The sequence below is a fragment of the Bacillus sp. FSL R5-0585 genome, assembly GCF_038004545.1.
Taxonomy (GTDB): domain Bacteria; phylum Bacillota; class Bacilli; order Bacillales; family Bacillaceae_G; genus Bacillus_A; species Bacillus_A cereus.
Genome location: NZ_JBBORJ010000001.1, coordinates 3,813,873 through 3,831,415 on the forward strand (window position 1 = coordinate 3,813,873; position 17,543 = coordinate 3,831,415).

Consider the following 17,543-nt stretch of genomic DNA (forward strand, 5'->3'; position numbering starts at 1 on the left):
AAAGAGGTATCAACCGATAATGAGGAGGGCGTTCGTAATGGGTAAACAAGCCGAATTTTGGTCTGAGTCAAAAAACAACAGCAAAATCGACGGTCAACCGAAAGCGAAATCACGCTTCGCTTCGAAACGACCTAACGGCACAATTAACACGCACCCACAAGAACGTATGCGTGCTGCAAATCAGCAGGAAGAGTAGTACAAATTAAATTAACTTCCTACACGAGGTGATAAAGATGAGCTACCGTGATCGCTTAGATAGTCGTTCTGAATTATTTAACCATACGTGGACTCGTCCAAAACATGCGAAAGCGCAAGTTAACGGACAGACGCAACAAACCCAGTCTCTCATTATATTGGCAAATGAATGTAAAAAACGCCAATTTTAGAATCTCCTATCTCCTTTAACGCCTACCAAAGATGAAAACCAGAGAGATATATGCTCTCTGGTTTTTATTTTTCTTGCAATAAGGAAATTGGTATGCCAATCTCTTCATTATCATTTTGCTTATATCCCCAAGCAAATACCCCATTGAAATACGTAATTTTAAATAATACACCAGGTTCTTCTACTAATTCATATGTTTCACCAATACGGAATTTGTTTATATCCGTCATATAAGCACGAGCCATTGCCATTTTTCTCATTAATACATCAAATTCATTGACAATCCCAAGCTGCTCCGCTTTTACTGCTTGCTCCTTCAAAGCGCCAATTTCTTCTCTTAGCTCATGCGGTGTCATTTCACTGTAGCGTTTTGGCATATTCATCTTATTCTCCTCATTCCTCTTCGCGTTTCATTTGCAAAAATATCTCGATTTCATCAATAGAGAATCCTTTTCGATATAACGCTTGTTTCATCTTGTTTTCAAATGTCCATCCATCATGCTTCTTATATTTCTCATAATATTTATTCCCATGATAGTGTAACGCTTCTTGTTGCTTTTCGTCATCTTTTTCGTCTTTCAATTCTTCCAAACAAATTTGAATTACTTCTCTAGAATATCCTTTTCGAACAAGCATCTCATCTAACTTTAGTTTCATTTGTAAAAAAGAATGTTTTTGATAAGATTTTTTCTTCTTCTCTATGAGAAACAAGGCATTCTCAATTTGCTTTTCCTTCGGATATTCTTGTAAACTATGTGTAATAATTAAATCCTGAACACCTTTATTTAATAACTCTCTTTTAATAACAGTTGGACCTTTTCGATTCACATTACTTTGCGTTCGCGTATATAAAACAGCATACTCTTTATCATTAATATATCGGTCATGTAATAATTTCGAAACGACTTCAGAGATGATGGCCTGTCCCGCTTCTTTTTTTCGTAAAAAATCTTCTATTTCTTGTTTTGTTCTCATTTGATAGGATAAATAGGAGATTGCTTGTAAATATGCTTTTTGCACTTCTTCATTGTACAAAATATTTCCTAACTCGATTTCATCAATTTCTAAGCCTTTTTGTAATCCATGTTTTATTAAGATTACTTGATCCACACTAAATCCGTACTCTTCGCCTTGACCTTTATCAATATAAATATTAAATCGTTCTTTCGATCGTTTTTGTACTTCTATTTTTGTAATGACAGCCATACTCTCACCTCTCTATTATTTTAACATAGTCGAGGAACATTTTTTCTTTTCAAGAATATATATAATGAGGAGGAAATACTTGTGAAAATCGCAATTTCTGGTGGTACAGGCTTTATCGGTAAATCCCTTTCTACTTTTTTTATTCAAAAAGGATATACTGTTTACATTCTCACACGAAAAAAAACTACTGAAACTTCCGATCCTAACCTTCAGTACGTTCAATGGACACCAGATTTACAAACCTTCCCCCTCTCTTCTATTGATGTAGTTATTAATCTAGCGGGAGAGTCTATTAATAGTAGATGGGCAAAGCAACAAAAGAAAGCCATTTTAAACAGTAGAATTCAAACAACAAAAGGACTCATTAAACAATTGCAGGGACTCCATACAAAGCCACACACATTTATTAACGCAAGTGCTATTGGATACTATGGAACGTCTGAAATAGAGTCTTTTACAGAACAGCATGAGACTCCTGGAAATGACTTTTTAGCAAATACAGTATATTCATGGGAACAAGAAGCATCTAAAGCACGTTCTCTCGGAATACGAACAATCTACGCAAGATTTGGAGTTGTATTAGGTGCAAATGAAGGAGCTCTTCCAAAAATGCTACTTCCCTATCAATTCTATATCGGCGGCACCATTGGTTCTGGGAAGCAATGGTTATCATGGATTCATATAGACGATGTCGTTCGTATGATGGATTTCATCATACACAAAAAAGAAATTGATGGTCCTCTTAATATGACAGCACCAACACCTATAAGAATGAAGGAATTTGGAGAAACCATTGCAACTATAATGAAAAAGCCCCATTGGTTGCCTGTACCTTCTTTTATCATTCAAACTTTATTAGGTGAAATGAGCATACTTGTACTAGAAGGGCAACGTGTATTACCCATTAAAGCAATTGAACATGGATACCAATACACATTTCCAGAAATAGACCATGCATTACAAAATATACTTTCGCATACAATGTAGTACTTCTAAAACACAATTTTACATGGGCTCTTTCAAAACTTTCATTTTCTAGGATCCGAAGCATTACCACACAAATAACCTTTCAGTTACTTTCCCTTAACTTCCATTAGCATTATAAAGTAACAGAAATGAGGTACCTATGAAAATATTGCTCAAACAAGCCATTGTATACCCTATTACATCTCAAAAGTTTCAAGGAGATGTACTCGTTACAGGAGAGCGAATTACCGAGGTCAAACCTTTTATTCCACCTACTCAAGATATGACCGTTATAGATGCACGAGCACTCCATCTCTTACCTGGCTTTATTGATGTCCATACTCACCTTGGTCTCTATGATGAAGGTACTGGTTGGGCTGGAAATGATGCCAATGAAACATCTGAAGTTTCAACACCACATATTCGTTCTTTAGATGGAATCCATCCTTTCGATATTGCCTTTCAAGACGCTGTACAAAACGGAATTACAACCGTTCACGTTATGCCTGGCAGTCAAAATATTATCGGGGGTACTACTTGTGTAATAAAAACAGCTGGAACTTGTATTGATCATATGATTATTCAAGAACCTGCTGGTTTAAAGATTGCCTTTGGAGAAAATCCTAAAAAAGTCCATAGTAATGGAACAAAAGAATCCATTACACGTATGGGAATTATGGGGTTACTTCGGGAATCATTCTATGAAGCACAACATTACGGGCACGAAGCTGATTTTCGAATGCTTCCTATTCTAAAAGCATTACGTCGTGAAATACCCGTACGTATCCACGCTCACCGAGCAGATGATATTAGTTCTGCTCTACGCTTTGCAACAGAATTCAATCTCGATTTACGTATTGAACATTGCACAGAAGGACACTTTATTGTTGAAGAACTTTCAAAACACAATTTGAAGGTTTCAGTTGGTCCCACTCTGACACGCCGTTCTAAAATCGAACTAAAAAATAAAACATGGGATACTTACCATATATTATCAAAAAATGGTGTGGAAGTTTCTATCACAACAGATCATCCTTATACACCCATTCAATATTTAAATGTTTGCGCTGCTGTTGCAGTAAGAGAAGGGTTAGACGAGAAAACAGCACTAGAAGGAATCACCATATTCCCAGCACGAAATTTGCGTTTAGAGGATAGAATTGGAAGCATCGAGGTTGGAAAAGACGCCGATCTCGTGCTATGGACTCATCATCCTTTCCATTATTTAGCCAAGCCTGTACTAACTATGATTGATGGAAAAATAATTTACAAAAAAAATAAAAAAAACTAGTTTATTTTTTTGACTAGATAAAGTATTATACGATTATAAACTGAATGAAACCATAATCAATTTGTGTCGTGATTATCATTTTCAAATTGATGAATGGGGAAGGCAAATGGTGCGCCACCAGCGTTAGAAACTGGTTCTAGTGGGTTCGATTCCCACCCCGAAATTTTTTAAAGATTGATATAAAAATTTCGAGGGTGGGGTGTTTTTTCGTCATGCTACCCTCGTGTGAGGAGGAGTTAGTATGTTGAAAAAACGCGACTTACACGACAGCCACGTTCTATACGAGTTAATGGTGGATCCAGCTGTCTTCCCTTTTGTGCGTCAAAAGGCTTATTCTTATGAAGAATATTTATTCTTAACGAAACAAACGATTGAAGCTGAAGAGCGTGGTGAATTAATTTCACGCACAATTTTAGATGAATGGGGTAACCCTATCGGAACAATCACTTTATTTGATGTGCAAGAAAAAGCTGGATTTCTCGGGACATGGCTTGGCAAACCATATCATGGAAAAGGCTATAACAAATTGGCAAAAGATTCATTTTTTAGTGAACTTTTCTATGAATTAGATATTGAAACAATTTTCATGCGTATTCGTAAAATAAATATTCGTTCTATTAAAGCTGCAGAAAAACTGCAATATGTGAATCTAGCAAACGAAACAAGAAAAGCCGTATATGATGAAATTAACGCAAACGAAGAAGTGTATAACTTATATGAAATTCCAAAAGATCAATACACACTTGCTACAATGCGAGATACAACCTTCCAAGATGCTCATCAATTAAAAGAAGCGTAATCTAAATTTTCTGAAATGATAATCAATCGTTAACATTTTCCATATGCGTATATCCCCTCATGTCTTTGGAAACGATAAATAGTAACTTTAAGACACGAGGTGATTTGTAATGGATAAAAAGAAACGTGATAAAGCAAAAAACACATTATCTAGTACACAAGAAGTTCTCTATCAACGCGAATTTCAAAAAGCAGATCGTGCAGCAGGATATCGCTCGAAAAGCATTTAAAGTGAAAATGAATAATTAGAAGTTTCCCCCCTAATTATTCATTTTCATTACATAATTTTCTCGACTGATAGAAGTAAGCAAAAAAGCCCCTTATACATAAGGGACTTTTTTGCTGTGGACAACTTTATCCACAAAACCGATGAAATTGTTAGTAATTTTCAAAAACATTTAATATTTTTCTATATTAAAGCATATATCAGCTGTTTTAATTGTGGATATTTTTCTAAAAATTGTGGACAATGTGGATATAGTTGTTAATATTCCGACTTTACTGTTTAATGAAAGCGCAATCCTTTTGTGGATAACTCACTAAATTTTCTTTAAAAATAATAAAGAACCCTCTTTACATATACAAAGAGGGTTTCATATTAAGTAAAAGATTGTGCAAGAGCAGGTGATTTAATAGGTATATGACGCGGTTCTGCATGATTTTCCGCCAAAATTGCATCTACAATATGGCCAGCTGGCTCTGGAAGATAGATGCTTTTCATTGCTTCTTTCATTTGAAGAAGCTTCACATCATCTTGTAATAATGCCTCTGTTTTTGCAAAAACCTCACTATCATCGCGAATGACAACTGCTGCTCCCTTTCTTTCAAAGTACATCGCATTTTCATTTTCTTGTCCTGGAACAGGCTTATATAAAATGACAGGTACTTGCAACGCTGCTGCTTCACTTAATGTTATTCCGCCTGGCTTCGTAATCATACAAGAAGTAACACGGAATAATTCATCAATATTTTCAACATACCCAAACACTTTTAATGCATCGGAATTTTGCTTCTGTAAACTTAATAAATCCTGTTTTAAAGCTTCATTTTTCCCACAAACGACAACTACTTGTAAATTAGGCACTGACATAAATGATTGGCATAGTTCTTTTACATTTCCTAATACCCCATGAGCACCTGCTACAATTAGTAAAATCTTTTTATTCTTACATAACTGATATTTAGTATATATGATTTCTGGATTTACCTTTAACTCAAAACTACTCCGAATTGGAATTCCTGTTTCAACAATTTGTTCCGCAGGTACACCGATATCAACCATCAATTCTTTCACATGATCCGTTGCAACAAAATAACGATCTACTTCTCGATGAATCCATATTTTGTGCACGCAAAAATCCGTTAATACGTTATAGACAGGAATTGAAATACCTGTTTGTTTCTTTAATTCTGGTACAGCGATAATTGGAAATGTATTAATTACAATATCTGGTTTCTCCACCTGTAAAAGTGTTTTCAAACGTTTCCTTCCAAAGTTCGCATACCAAGATGCTATTTTCTTATCATAAATTTTTTCTACCCCGTAATAAAACAAACGATATAATTCTTTTCCTATTGTATAACTTTTTAAATATAGATATTTTGTAATGTCAGTTATAAATGGATGTGATTCTCCAAACAAGTCGCATACAATAACATCTTCAATTCCTTTTTGGCGAAATGTTTGTTCTAATGTTTTTGCTACTTGCACATGACCATTACCGTAATGTGCAGTTAATATTAAAACCTTGGGGTTTTTTATCAAACAAATCCACTCCTAGCTTTTTGTTTCTCCATATTGCATATACGACAATAGGAAAAACATTTTCCTTAAAAATTACATAAACAGATTCTAATAATTCCCTTTCAGCTATGTACCTGTCGTGGATATGCAAAGCATATAAGATTGACCCCTTAATCCTATCTGTGCTCATATCTTTACATTATACTTTCCTATAAGAGCTTTCGCAATAACTTACAAATGTTCTCTATTCCATGATACTCACTCTTTTACTTCTTAATTCTTTTTACTATTTTGATTTCCCTTTACAATTATGTAAATTTCTCCATTTATTCCGTACAAAATTATGGATATTCTATTTTCAGTATACTCTTTTATCAATATATACTCTAGATTTTATTGTAAAGAAAGCAAAAAGCCTAATCCAATATTTGGATTAGACCGCTTGTAAAATATATTTAGCATGTTCTACATTTTTCTCAGTAGGTGGTTCTACATTTGCGAGTGGATACTTGTGTCCAAGCGCCTCCCATTTATATACACCAAGCTTATGATATGGTAACACTTCAACTTTTTGAACATTAGACAGACTTTGAATAAAGCTAGATAGTTTTTGTAGATCCTCTTCATTATCCGTAACACCAGGAACTAATACGTGTCGTACCCAAATCGGTTTATTCTTATCCGATAAATAACGAGCAAATTGTAAAATATGTTCATTTGGTTTCCCTGTTAATTTACGATGCTTTTTGGAATCGATATGTTTCAGATCCAATAAAACTAAATCTGTATAATCCATTAAAATATCTAGCTTATTTTGGAATTCTGGTTCCTCAGAATAACAACCACCAGAAGAGTCGATTGTTGTATGGATACCAGCCTCTTTACACTTTTTAAACAACTCAATTAAAAAGTCTAGCTGTAATAATGGCTCTCCACCGCTAACTGTTATACCGCCTCCGGAAGCTTCAATAAATGGAAGGTAACATGTCACATCCTGCATCACTTCTTCAACTGTTATTTCTTTACCTTTACCGATTTCCCACGTATCAGCATTATGACAATATTGACAACGTAATAAACACCCTTGTGTAAATATGACATAACGAATCCCTGGGCCATCAACAGTACCACAAGACTCTACAGAATGTATTCTTCCTTTTACCATGTTACTTCCTCCTTTATTGAAACAGCCTCCCTTCGCTATATTAAGAGCGAAGGGACACTTTTTTCATTTACATGCTTTCATGCATTGTACGGTTAATTACATCAATTTGTTGTTCACGAGTTAATTTAATAAAGTTTACAGCGTAACCAGATACGCGAATTGTTAATTGTGGATATTTCTCAGGATGTTCCATTGCATCCATTAATGTTTCACGGTTAAATACGTTAATATTTAAGTGGTGCCCTTCTTTTACTGCATAACCATCAAGCATTGATACTAAGTTACGTACTTGTACATCATCTTCTTTACCAAGTGCTTTCGGAATAATAGAGAACGTATTAGAAATACCATCTTGTGCATCTTCATATGGTAATTTAGCCACAGATAATAATGAAGCTAATGCACCTTTTGTATCACGTCCATGCATTGGGTTCGCACCTGGTGCAAATGGTTCTCCAGTACGGCGGCCATCTGGAGTATTACCAGTTTTCTTACCGTATACAACGTTAGATGTGATTGTTAAGATTGACATTGTATGAACAGAATTTCTGTATGTTTTATGTTTACGAAGTTTATTCATAAATGTTTTTACAAGATTTACAGCAATCTCATCTACACGATCATCATTGTTACCGTATTTAGGGAAATCTCCTTCAATCTCGAAGTCAACTGCAATACCATTTTCATCACGAATTGGTTTTACTTTTGCGTATTTAATTGCACTTAATGAATCTGCTACTACAGATAGACCAGCGATACCTGTTGCCATTGTACGAAGAACGTTTGTATCATGAAGTGCCATTTCAATACGTTCATAGCTATATTTATCATGCATGTAATGGATAACATTTAATGTGTTTAAATATAGAGCCGCTAACCATTCCATTGTCATATCAAACTTATGCATAACTTCTTCATAATTTAATACTTCAGAAGTAATTGGTGCGTACTCAGGACCAACTTGTGCTTTTGACTTTTCATCTTTACCACCGTTAATCGCATATAATAATGCTTTGGCTAAGTTTGCACGAGCTCCGAAGAACTGCATTTGTTTACCGATTCTCATTGCAGATACGCAACATGCAATACCGTAATCATCGCCGTATTCAGGACGCATAATGTCATCATTCTCATATTGAATTGCTGATGTTTTAATAGACATTTTCGCACAGTAGTTTTTAAAGTTCTCTGGTAATTGTTTAGACCAAAGAACAGTTAAGTTTGGTTCTGGAGCTGGTCCTAAATTATCTAATGTATGCAAGAAACGGAATGAGTTCTTTGTTACTAATGGACGACCATCTAATGCCATACCACCGATAGATTCAGTTACCCAAGTTGGGTCACCAGAGAATAATTCATTATAATCAGGTGTTCTTGCGAATTTCACAAGACGTAATTTCATAATGAAGTGATCGACAATTTCTTGTACTTCTTCTTCTGTTAAAGTACCATTTGCTAAATCTCTTTCAATGTAAATATCTAAGAATGTAGAAGTACGTCCAAGACTCATTGCAGCTCCGTTTTGTTCTTTAATCGCTGCAAGATACGCGAAGTATAACCATTGGAATGCTTCTTGCGCATTTGTTGCTGGCTTAGAAATATCGAATCCATGAGAAGCAGCCATTTCTTTTAACTCTTGAAGTGCACGCATTTGCTCAGATAACTCTTCGCGTAAACGCATTGTATCTTCGCTCATTACACCGCCAGTTAAATTTAAATCTGCTTTTTTCGCTTCAATTAAATGATCCACTCCATATAATGCTACGCGGCGGTAGTCACCGATAATACGTCCACGTCCGTATGCATCTGGAAGACCAGTAATAACACCTGACTTACGAGCAGCTCTCATTTCTGGTGTATAAGCATCAAATACACCTTGGTTATGAGTCTTTCTCCAATCTCTAAAAATACGACTAAGTTCTTTATCCATTTCGTATCCATAAGATTCACAAGCTTGTTCTGCCATACGAATACCACCATATGGTTGTAAAGAACGTTTAAATGGTTTATCAGTTTGGAAACCGACTACTTTTTCAATATCTTTATTTAAGTATCCAGGGTCATGTGATGTAATAGAAGAAACAATTTTTGTATCCATATCAAGAACGCCACCGTTTTCACGTTCTTTCGTTGTTAAATCCATTACTTGATCCCAAAGTTGTTTCGTTGCTTCAGTTGCTTCTGCTAAGAAAGATTCGTCCCCTTCGAAAACGTTTACATTATTTAAAATGAAATCGCGAACATCAATCTCTGCTTTCCATTTTTCACCTTTAAAGTTTTCCCATGCGTTTTTAACATTTTCTAATACTTGAGTCATCCTAATCTCCTCCATTTTTGATTAGTACAGGACTAAGATTTTTTATATAACAGCTTACACACTTAGAATACTACTTTTTTACGAAAGTGAACGAAATAGTTGTGACATGTTTGTGAAACATTGAGCAAACTACTATATATATAGTGTTAACTTCATTTAAAAGTCTTTAAAATTAACCCTTTCCTTAATTGTATTTTTTTGGTATCCTTATATACGAGTCCTATTTTGTAATACAAGAACAATACCCATTGTAGAGCTGTAATACTCTTATCTCCTAATCTGTTATAGTTTTTATAACAGAACAAAAAAGTGTACACATGTTGTACACTTTTTTTGTTACTTCTATAAAACATCTCTTTTTCTATTGCCATCATAGAATCCGCCACGATTGTCTGTTAATGCAATTATTTGATCTAGTCCTTCTATATGATCACCTATAATTCGAAGTACAGCTGGTGGATGACCTATTTTAGCAAAATGTTCACTGGGACGAATACGGTTCATCTTATCGACCTCAACACGACTTACACATGCAACTTCAAATCCTGAAAGAATAGCTTTCACTTGGGCTACACACGGCGCCAGTAAAGATCTATACCCAATTTCTTTCAAACACTTACGGCTAAACGCATTCGGTACAGCGATAAGAGAGCCTACGCCTAGATCTTTTCTATCACAAGCTAAATTTAATGCATATTTAAATGCAGTTACAAGATGAAGCGGTACTCTTAAATCTAAATAATGATTTAGATCATTTAATGCAACATCTGTTCCATCTGCAATAGCTTTCGCAAAAGGATATAGCTCACTCGCTGGAATAACAAAATCGCCATCTATAAATAACACAATTTCTCCTTTTGCAAAATACGTTCCAAGTGAGCGCCCCACATCATTTCCGAGCGCTTCTTTATATACAATTGTCGTTGCCCCTTTGTCTTTTGCAATTTTTTTCGTTTTATCTGACGAACCATTTACGACAACGATAATTTCGAAGGGTTCAATTTTGCGAAGTTCTTCTATAACCTTTCCAATTGTTTTCTCTTCATCTTGTACGGGAATAACAACCGATAGTTGCTTTCCTTTATACAAATCAGATGTGGCGCCCCACCCTTGATAAAACTCTTCAAAACTTAAAGTATGATAGACACTATCCCTTTTCCTATTTCCATCATAATATCCTCCGCGCTCATCACTGCTTAATATCCGTTCTGCTACTGCTTCTATATGATCACCTATCATTCTTTTTTCAGATTGGGAAAGATTTGGCCCATATGCAGCATGCTGGAATGGACGAAATTTATTCGGCGTAATAACGTCAATGGCACAATGACGACTAATTCTCCATTTACTTTGAACTAGGCGTAAATGAGCCACAATAGGATTAACAAAACATTCATATCCGATGCTTTGAACGACTTCTTTCGTCAGCGCATGAGGTACATCTAATAAAGAATTCATTTTTAATTCTTCACACTCTAACATTGCATTTAATATTTGGCGCCATACTGTAATAGAAGTGGTTTTTTGCCTTTTTAAAAATAATGCATCCAAATTATTTAAAACTACATCTGCGTGATCGTATAAAATCGGATTAAGGAATAATTTTAATTTTGAAGTTGGAATAGCAAAATCACCATCTATAAATAGTAATACATCACCTATCGCATGTTTTGCGCCGACTGCACGTCCAACATCGTTCCCTAGTAGCTCTGTATGCTTGATTACTTTACACCCTAAACGATCTGCAACATCTTCTGTTCCATCATTACAACCGTTTGCTACTACAATGATTTCTACTGGATTTAATGGTCTTACCGATTGAATAACGTCTGAAATCGTATCGACCTCATTACATGCAGGAATAATAACAGATAATGACTTAGCCATTGTTTTGTTCACGAAACCACTTAATTGTTTCCTTCAATCCGTTTTCCCACGTTACTTTCGCCTGAAATTGAACAAGCTCTTTTAATTTTGTTACATCTGGTCTTCTATTTGGAATTTCTTCAAAACCATGAGGATATACTTCTTCAAAAGGCACTTGTACAATCTTCGAAGAAGAATTCGTTAATTTTTTAATTACTTCTGCTACTTCTTTTATGCTCTTTTCATTCTCAGAACCTATATTAATAATCTCACCATTTACCTTCTCATCCATTGCCCGAATCGTTGCCTCTACCGCATCACTTACATACGTAAAACAACGTGTCTGCTTTCCATCTCCATATACGAGAATGTCTTCTCCTTGCAGTGCCGCGCGGATAAATCGCGGGATTACTCCTGCATATGGACCATCTTTCGCTCTTGGACCATAAATATTAAAGTATCGAACAATCGTTACCGGTAAACCTTCTAATGCGTACCCTAAACATAATGTCTCTTCCAACGTTTTACAAACTGCATAACTCCAACGAATTTTAGAAGTTGCCCCGTACAATCGATCTCCCTCTTCAGAGAAAGGCGGCTTGGCCTTACCATATACTTCTGAAGTAGAAGCAAAAACTACTTTCTTCTTTCCTTTTAACGCTGCTTGTAAAACATTTCTCGTCCCATCAAAATTCGTTTCTATGAGCTCTATACTTTTTTCCATTGTTGTTTTCACACCTAAAATTGCTGCTAAATGAAACACCACATCATGCTGATCTACTAATTCATAAATAGAATTTTTATCTAAAACACTTATTGGAATAACACGCATTTCTTTCATTAACTCTTTATGGTACTTATTTTTACCTTTATAAAAGTTATCCACAACAGTGACCTCATAACCTCTTCTCATCAACTCTTCAGCTAAATGCGACCCGATAAATCCGGCCCCACCTGTAATTAAACATTTCTTACTCATTTACTCACCTTCTTTACAATCCCGCGTGTATCTATTACTCGGTCCATTCCTTTAAAAAGCTTCCAATCAATATTAGAATGATCCGTTAAAATTAAAATACAATCCGCTTTTTTAACTTTTTCTTCATCTAAAGAAACAGATTGGTACACCTTATCTCCAATTTCCGCGGAAGAAATATAAGGATCATGATATTCTATCTCGTATCCTTGATTTCTTAATAATTGAATAATCGGTAACGCTGGTGATTCTCTCAAATCATTTACATCTTTTTTATACGCAATCCCTACAATTAACACCGTTGCAGGTAATTGCACCACACTTTTTACTTTCCGGACCATTTTCTCTGGCATTTCTTCATTAATTATATGTGCAGCCTCAATTAATTGACTAATTGCCCCATTCTTTTTTATTCTCCATTGAAAATATAAAGGGTCTACGGGAATACAGTGTCCCCCTATCCCTGGCCCTGGCCAATACGGAGTAAACCCAAATGGTTTTGTAGATGCCGCTTCAATGGCCTCATAAAAATCAATGCCTAAACTTTCACATAGTGTGTTTAGTTCATTTACTAAAGAAATGTTAACTAAGCGCTGAATATTTTCAAATAGCTTGCACATCTCTGCTACTTTCGGAGAGCTAACAGGTACAACTTCGTCAAAAATGGTACTATATAAATCCTGTACCTTTTGTTTACACTTTTCTGTTTGTCCACTAATAACTTTTGGAATAGCTTGAACTGAATATTGACTATTTGCTGGATCAATTCTCTCAGGGGAATATCCGATATAGAAATCTTCCCCTACCTTTTTACCATTTTGAGAAATAATAGGTAGGATGACTTCTTCAAGTGTGCCTGGATATGTGGAGCTTTCAAAAATGAAGGTTTGTCCTTTTTGAAGGTTTTGTTGTATATAATGCGAAGCTGAAATGAGGGCACTTAAGTCTGGTTCTCTTTGTTCATTAATTGGAGTCGGGACAGTGACAATAACATAATCACTATTTTGAAAATCAGCAATGCCTTGATCCGGTGTATTTACTGTTAATTTTTTTTTCGTCAATAAACTTTGTAACTCTTTAGAAGAAACATCCGGAATATAACTTTCTCCTTTTATAATTGAGTCTATTTTTCTAATATCTTTATCTAATCCAAGTACTGTATGCCCTCTTTCTGCAAAATGGACTGCTAAAGGAAGGCCAACATACCCTAGCCCAATAATAGCTACTTTACTACTATTCATTTGTATTCTCTTCTTCCCTTCTCAATTGTTGAATTACATCTCTATCTCTATCTCCATCTGTAAAACCACCACGTTCGTCCGTACATTGTAATAAATACGCAACCGCTTCAAGTTGATCACCGAAAATACGATCAAACGCTGAAATACGCCCATTTACAAATTCGTGTTGCTCTGGACGTACTCGATTTGTTTTTATAACATCTACTAACTCTACTGTTGTAATAGAGAATCCTTCTAAAATAGCTTTCACTTGTGCTAATGGCGGAATGATAAGGGAATCATATCCTATTTTCTCTATTACCTTCTTATGAATGGCATGTGGTACAGCAGTTAGTGAGTTATTCCATAAATCTGGTCTTTTCGCTACCAAATTCAAAAAGTATTTTCCCATACTAATTGGATCTGCTGGATGAAACATATCTAATAAGCATTGTAAATCATTTAGCACCACGTCATTTCCATCTTCAACAGCATGTAAAAATGGAGTGAGTTTTTTTGCTGGAATAACAAAATCACTATCAACGAATAAACAAATATCTGCCGTAGCATGCATGGCCCCTATTGCTCGTGCTACATTATGTCCAAGCGCCTTCGTAAATTCAACAACAATAACATTCTCTAGCTTTGCCTGTTTAACAGTCTCAACATCTGCTCCATTCGCGACAACTATAATTTCATCTACACCTGCTTCTTTCACTTCTTGTATAACAGACCTTATAGTTGTTTTCTCTTCTGATACCGGGATAATGGCACTATATTTCGCTTTTTTCTTTTGTAATAAAACTGGTTTATACTTTCCTACAAACTCTCTATCTCTATTGTCCTCTGAAAAATCACCGCGATTACCGTATGTTTCAATTACGTATTGTAAAGCACGCAAATGATCACCCATAATACGACTAGTCGCTTTCGGATAAGGAGAGCCAGGTGATGTGCCCGTATGGACAGGACGAACTTTATTTGTGTAAATGACATCAACTGAAGCCATATCAGAAATATCTACTCCTCTAGACATCGCCATCGCTTGAAATAGTGCTGGATCCGCTAAATTCCACCATCCTAGTTTTTCAATCACTTCACGACTTATCGCATGTGGTATCGCAATTAAAGATCCTACAACAAACTCTTTTTTGTTCAAATAACGGTTTAACATATATTTTCCAACCGTCGTATAATGCGGTCTCATCTTCAAATAAACGGACCATGTTAAATTATTTAAAACAATCTCATGTCCTTGCTGTATTCCTTTAATAAAATTGTATAATTCTTCACTTTTCATGACGATATCGCCATCTAAAAATAAAACAATTTCACCTTTTGCTTCTCTAGCACCAATTGCCCGTCCCACATCATTACCAAGGGAATATCTATAATAAATCACACGGCAATTATGCTGTAATGCTATTTCTTTCGTACCATCTGTCGATCCATTATCTACTATGATAATTTCATATGGTTCGAGCTTTCTTACTTCTATTAAAACTTTTGATAAAGTACTTGCTTCATTATGCACTGGAATCACAACTGACACTCTCATACTTGCATCACTCTTACCCTTCCAAGCGAACATAAGCAATAATAGGAATACGTACAACTACATCTTCTGGTGGTCCATAAGAAGGAGAAGTACGAACAATTACTGCCCCATCCGTCACAGATAAAAGAACGCCTGCAATGATTTCTACAGCTGTCACAACTTGCACTAGTTCCCCAACATGGTTACGTAATTCATCAGTAAATAACATATATAACTCTCCTTTCTTACGCTTCTTTAATTGATATAATACTTGTAAATGGTAATAAAACTTCTGTTCCTATTCCTTCTCGCAGTGTTAAGAAATCATCTCCAACCGCTACAATCACACCCGTTAACTGTCCAACTGTCACAGTAATTTCTACGTTTTTACCCAAATACTGCTCTGCAATTTCTTTAAATGGTGATGTATTACATTCTTTTAAAATGTTACAAATAATAGATTGAAATCTACTTGATTCAATAAATTCCTCTGTAGCTTGCTTAGAATTTCTTTGAATAAATCTCGCGAAGTTTTGTGAAAATAAAAGTCTTTCCACAGCAGGTAATAACTTATTATCTAAAAAATAATCTAATTGCCTATTAAACAATCTCGATAATTTATGCCAATATTTTCTGAACAGACACATACACTTCTCCTCCTATTATTTTTAGATTATAAAATTTCACATCCATACATCTTAATGTATACAAAATAGATATTTTTGTGATAGGTAAGACATACATTTTCTAAAAGAAATATTTGGTTCAAGGCATAAAAAAAACTATCCAAAAGGATAGTTTCTTACACTTCAATATTCCGCAATATCGAATAAATGTCGTTATTCACTTTACCAAATGATTTAATGTTATTTTGAATGTTAGATAATAAAACAACATATACACTACCATTTTTACTAAATCCGTTTAAGCAATTCCATCCTGGCATTACACCGTGATTCGAATAGCTTCCTGGGTCTACGTACCATCCAAACCCGTAATCCTTTTTTCCACCCGTAAACATTTGATCGTAACTCTCTTTTGAAATTAATTTACCAGAGAATAGTGCTTCGTTAAATAAATATAAATCATGCGCACTTGTGTATATATCACCACAACCATATAGTTGTGACATGCTCGGAATATTAGGTGTTGTCATATTATTATTTACTATTTTATAACCCGTTGATGGGAATCTTGTTTGTTCTAATGCTGTGCCAAAACCAGAATGTTTCATACCCGCAATAGCAAAAATATGTTGTTTAATATATTCTTCGAGCGACTGTCCACTTACCTTCTCGGCAATGTATGCAAGTATAGAGTAATTCGAATCAGAATACTTCCACTTCTCTCCTGGACCACCAATACGCTTTTGATTTCCTATCCGCTTTATCAGTTCTTCATGAGAAATATCTTCTTTTCCCTGCTCATATTCGGGAATCCCTGATGTATGTGTTAATAGATGTTTTAGCTGAATACTATTACCTTGAGGAAAGTCTGGAATATACTTTGCAACAGTATCTTCTACTTGTAATTTATTTTGATCTTTCAACTGCATAATAGCGGTTGCCACAAACGCCTTTGAAATAGAGCCAATATAAAAAGTTGTCTCTGAATTATTTGGTACTTGCTGCTCTTTATTTGCCATGCCGTACCCTTTATTTAAAAGAACTTTTCCATTCTTCACAATAACAGCCGTACCACTAAATCCTGCGTTTTGTAAATACTGGTCCAATTGAGCGTTTTCATTAATTTCTTGAGGTGGTCCCTCGGTAAGCTTCTCCACAGCTTGCGCTTGCTTCACTTGTTCTTCCTGCTCTTTTTGTTTTTGTTGTTTTTGTTCTTCTTGCTTCTTTTTTTCTTCTTCTTTCTTTTTTAGCTCTTCTTGTTTCTTCATTTCTGCTGCCGCTTTTAAAGTTTCTTCTTTCTTATTATGCGCAACAATTTTTGTATACATGAAATATACAAGTGATAGTAGTAAGACGAAAATAATTGTTCTTTTTATGTATACAATCGGCCGACGTGCTTCCCTATTCGCATTATTTTTTTCCTGATCCATAATTGCTTTTTTCCCC

The 17,543-nt window shown here is 35.2% G+C and carries 19 protein-coding genes; 6 read left to right on the top strand and 13 right to left on the bottom strand.

Annotated features, from left to right (window positions below):
- The first annotated feature begins 37 nt into the window (after positions 1 to 37).
- Both MKY38_RS19725 and MKY38_RS19730 read left to right on the top strand, forming a co-directional pair.
- Entirely contained in the window at positions 38 to 196 is a 159-nt protein-coding gene (locus MKY38_RS19725) for a small, acid-soluble spore protein K (RefSeq protein WP_000517891.1), read from the top strand.
- Positions 197 to 233: 37 nt separating this feature from the next.
- Complete coding sequence (locus MKY38_RS19730) at positions 234 to 386, top strand: YpzG family protein (protein WP_000122093.1); 153 nt, start codon at positions 234 to 236, stop codon at positions 384 to 386.
- Between the two features lie 64 nt (positions 387 to 450).
- Here MKY38_RS19730 and MKY38_RS19735 read toward each other — a convergent pair whose 3' ends face one another.
- Entirely contained in the window at positions 451 to 768 is a 318-nt protein-coding gene (locus MKY38_RS19735; protein WP_001057024.1) for a YfhH family protein, read from the bottom strand.
- Positions 769 to 778: 10 nt separating this feature from the next.
- Positions 779 to 1,591 (bottom strand): recombination regulator RecX, encoded by an 813-nt coding sequence (gene recX / locus MKY38_RS19740; RefSeq protein ID WP_000268500.1) that lies wholly within the window; start codon positions 1,589 to 1,591, stop codon positions 779 to 781.
- Between the two features lie 81 nt (positions 1,592 to 1,672).
- Here recX and MKY38_RS19745 point away from each other — a divergent pair, with 81 nt between their 5' ends.
- The 4 genes from MKY38_RS19745 (at position 1,673) to MKY38_RS19760 (ending at position 4,876) form a co-directional block, all read left to right on the top strand.
- Positions 1,673 to 2,578 (top strand): TIGR01777 family oxidoreductase, encoded by a 906-nt coding sequence (locus tag MKY38_RS19745; protein ID WP_341049506.1) that lies wholly within the window; start codon positions 1,673 to 1,675, stop codon positions 2,576 to 2,578.
- Positions 2,579 to 2,717: 139 nt separating this feature from the next.
- Positions 2,718 to 3,848 carry an amidohydrolase gene (locus MKY38_RS19750; RefSeq protein WP_000698314.1) on the top strand — a complete coding sequence of 377 codons (1,131 nt, stop codon included), beginning with the start codon at positions 2,718 to 2,720 and terminating at the stop codon, positions 3,846 to 3,848.
- Between the two features lie 241 nt (positions 3,849 to 4,089).
- On the top strand, positions 4,090 to 4,647 hold the full coding sequence (locus tag MKY38_RS19755; protein WP_000914737.1) for a GNAT family N-acetyltransferase: 558 nt from the start codon (positions 4,090 to 4,092) through the stop codon (positions 4,645 to 4,647).
- Between the two features lie 109 nt (positions 4,648 to 4,756).
- The gene (locus MKY38_RS19760) at positions 4,757 to 4,876 is read left to right on the top strand and encodes a YfhE family protein (RefSeq protein WP_000358482.1); all 120 of its coding nucleotides are present in this window, start codon (positions 4,757 to 4,759) and stop codon (positions 4,874 to 4,876) included.
- A 368-nt stretch (positions 4,877 to 5,244) separates the two neighbouring features.
- Here the strand turns inward: MKY38_RS19760 and MKY38_RS19765 are convergent, their stop codons facing one another.
- The 11 genes from MKY38_RS19765 to MKY38_RS19815 form a co-directional block, all read right to left on the bottom strand.
- The gene (locus MKY38_RS19765) at positions 5,245 to 6,411 is read right to left on the bottom strand and encodes a diglucosyl diacylglycerol synthase (RefSeq protein ID WP_000594691.1); all 1,167 of its coding nucleotides are present in this window, start codon (positions 6,409 to 6,411) and stop codon (positions 5,245 to 5,247) included.
- Between the two features lie 412 nt (positions 6,412 to 6,823).
- Positions 6,824 to 7,555, bottom strand: coding sequence for a pyruvate formate-lyase-activating protein (gene pflA / locus MKY38_RS19770; RefSeq protein WP_000238467.1), 732 nt, complete (start codon positions 7,553 to 7,555; stop codon positions 6,824 to 6,826).
- 67 nt (positions 7,556 to 7,622) lie between these two features.
- A complete protein-coding gene (gene pflB / locus MKY38_RS19775; protein WP_137072554.1) occupies positions 7,623 to 9,872 on the bottom strand; it encodes a formate C-acetyltransferase in 2,250 nt (749 codons plus the stop codon).
- Positions 9,873 to 10,024: 152 nt separating this feature from the next.
- The gene (locus MKY38_RS19780; RefSeq protein ID WP_002094217.1) at positions 10,025 to 10,246 is read right to left on the bottom strand and encodes a hypothetical protein; all 222 of its coding nucleotides are present in this window, start codon (positions 10,244 to 10,246) and stop codon (positions 10,025 to 10,027) included.
- Positions 10,215 to 11,759: a glycosyltransferase family 2 protein gene (locus MKY38_RS19785; protein WP_114555830.1), complete on the bottom strand. Its 1,545-nt coding sequence runs from the start codon at positions 11,757 to 11,759 to the stop codon at positions 10,215 to 10,217. The genes MKY38_RS19780 and MKY38_RS19785 overlap by 32 nt, the downstream gene beginning before the upstream one ends.
- Positions 11,752 to 12,717, bottom strand: coding sequence for an NAD-dependent epimerase/dehydratase family protein (locus tag MKY38_RS19790; protein ID WP_065224823.1), 966 nt, complete (start codon positions 12,715 to 12,717; stop codon positions 11,752 to 11,754). The genes MKY38_RS19785 and MKY38_RS19790 overlap by 8 nt, the downstream gene beginning before the upstream one ends.
- A complete protein-coding gene (locus MKY38_RS19795) occupies positions 12,714 to 13,955 on the bottom strand; it encodes a nucleotide sugar dehydrogenase (protein ID WP_001088925.1) in 1,242 nt (413 codons plus the stop codon). The genes MKY38_RS19790 and MKY38_RS19795 overlap by 4 nt, the downstream gene beginning before the upstream one ends.
- The gene (locus MKY38_RS19800; protein WP_114555805.1) at positions 13,948 to 15,492 is read right to left on the bottom strand and encodes a glycosyltransferase; all 1,545 of its coding nucleotides are present in this window, start codon (positions 15,490 to 15,492) and stop codon (positions 13,948 to 13,950) included. The genes MKY38_RS19795 and MKY38_RS19800 overlap by 8 nt, the downstream gene beginning before the upstream one ends.
- 13 nt (positions 15,493 to 15,505) lie before the next feature.
- Entirely contained in the window at positions 15,506 to 15,700 is a 195-nt protein-coding gene (locus MKY38_RS19805; RefSeq protein ID WP_000899469.1) for a hypothetical protein, read from the bottom strand.
- Between the two features lie 16 nt (positions 15,701 to 15,716).
- Entirely contained in the window at positions 15,717 to 16,118 is a 402-nt protein-coding gene (locus MKY38_RS19810) for a hypothetical protein (RefSeq protein WP_000335529.1), read from the bottom strand.
- A 155-nt stretch (positions 16,119 to 16,273) separates the two neighbouring features.
- A complete protein-coding gene (locus tag MKY38_RS19815; protein ID WP_000371847.1) occupies positions 16,274 to 17,527 on the bottom strand; it encodes a serine hydrolase domain-containing protein in 1,254 nt (417 codons plus the stop codon).
- Positions 17,528 to 17,543 lie beyond the last annotated feature (16 nt).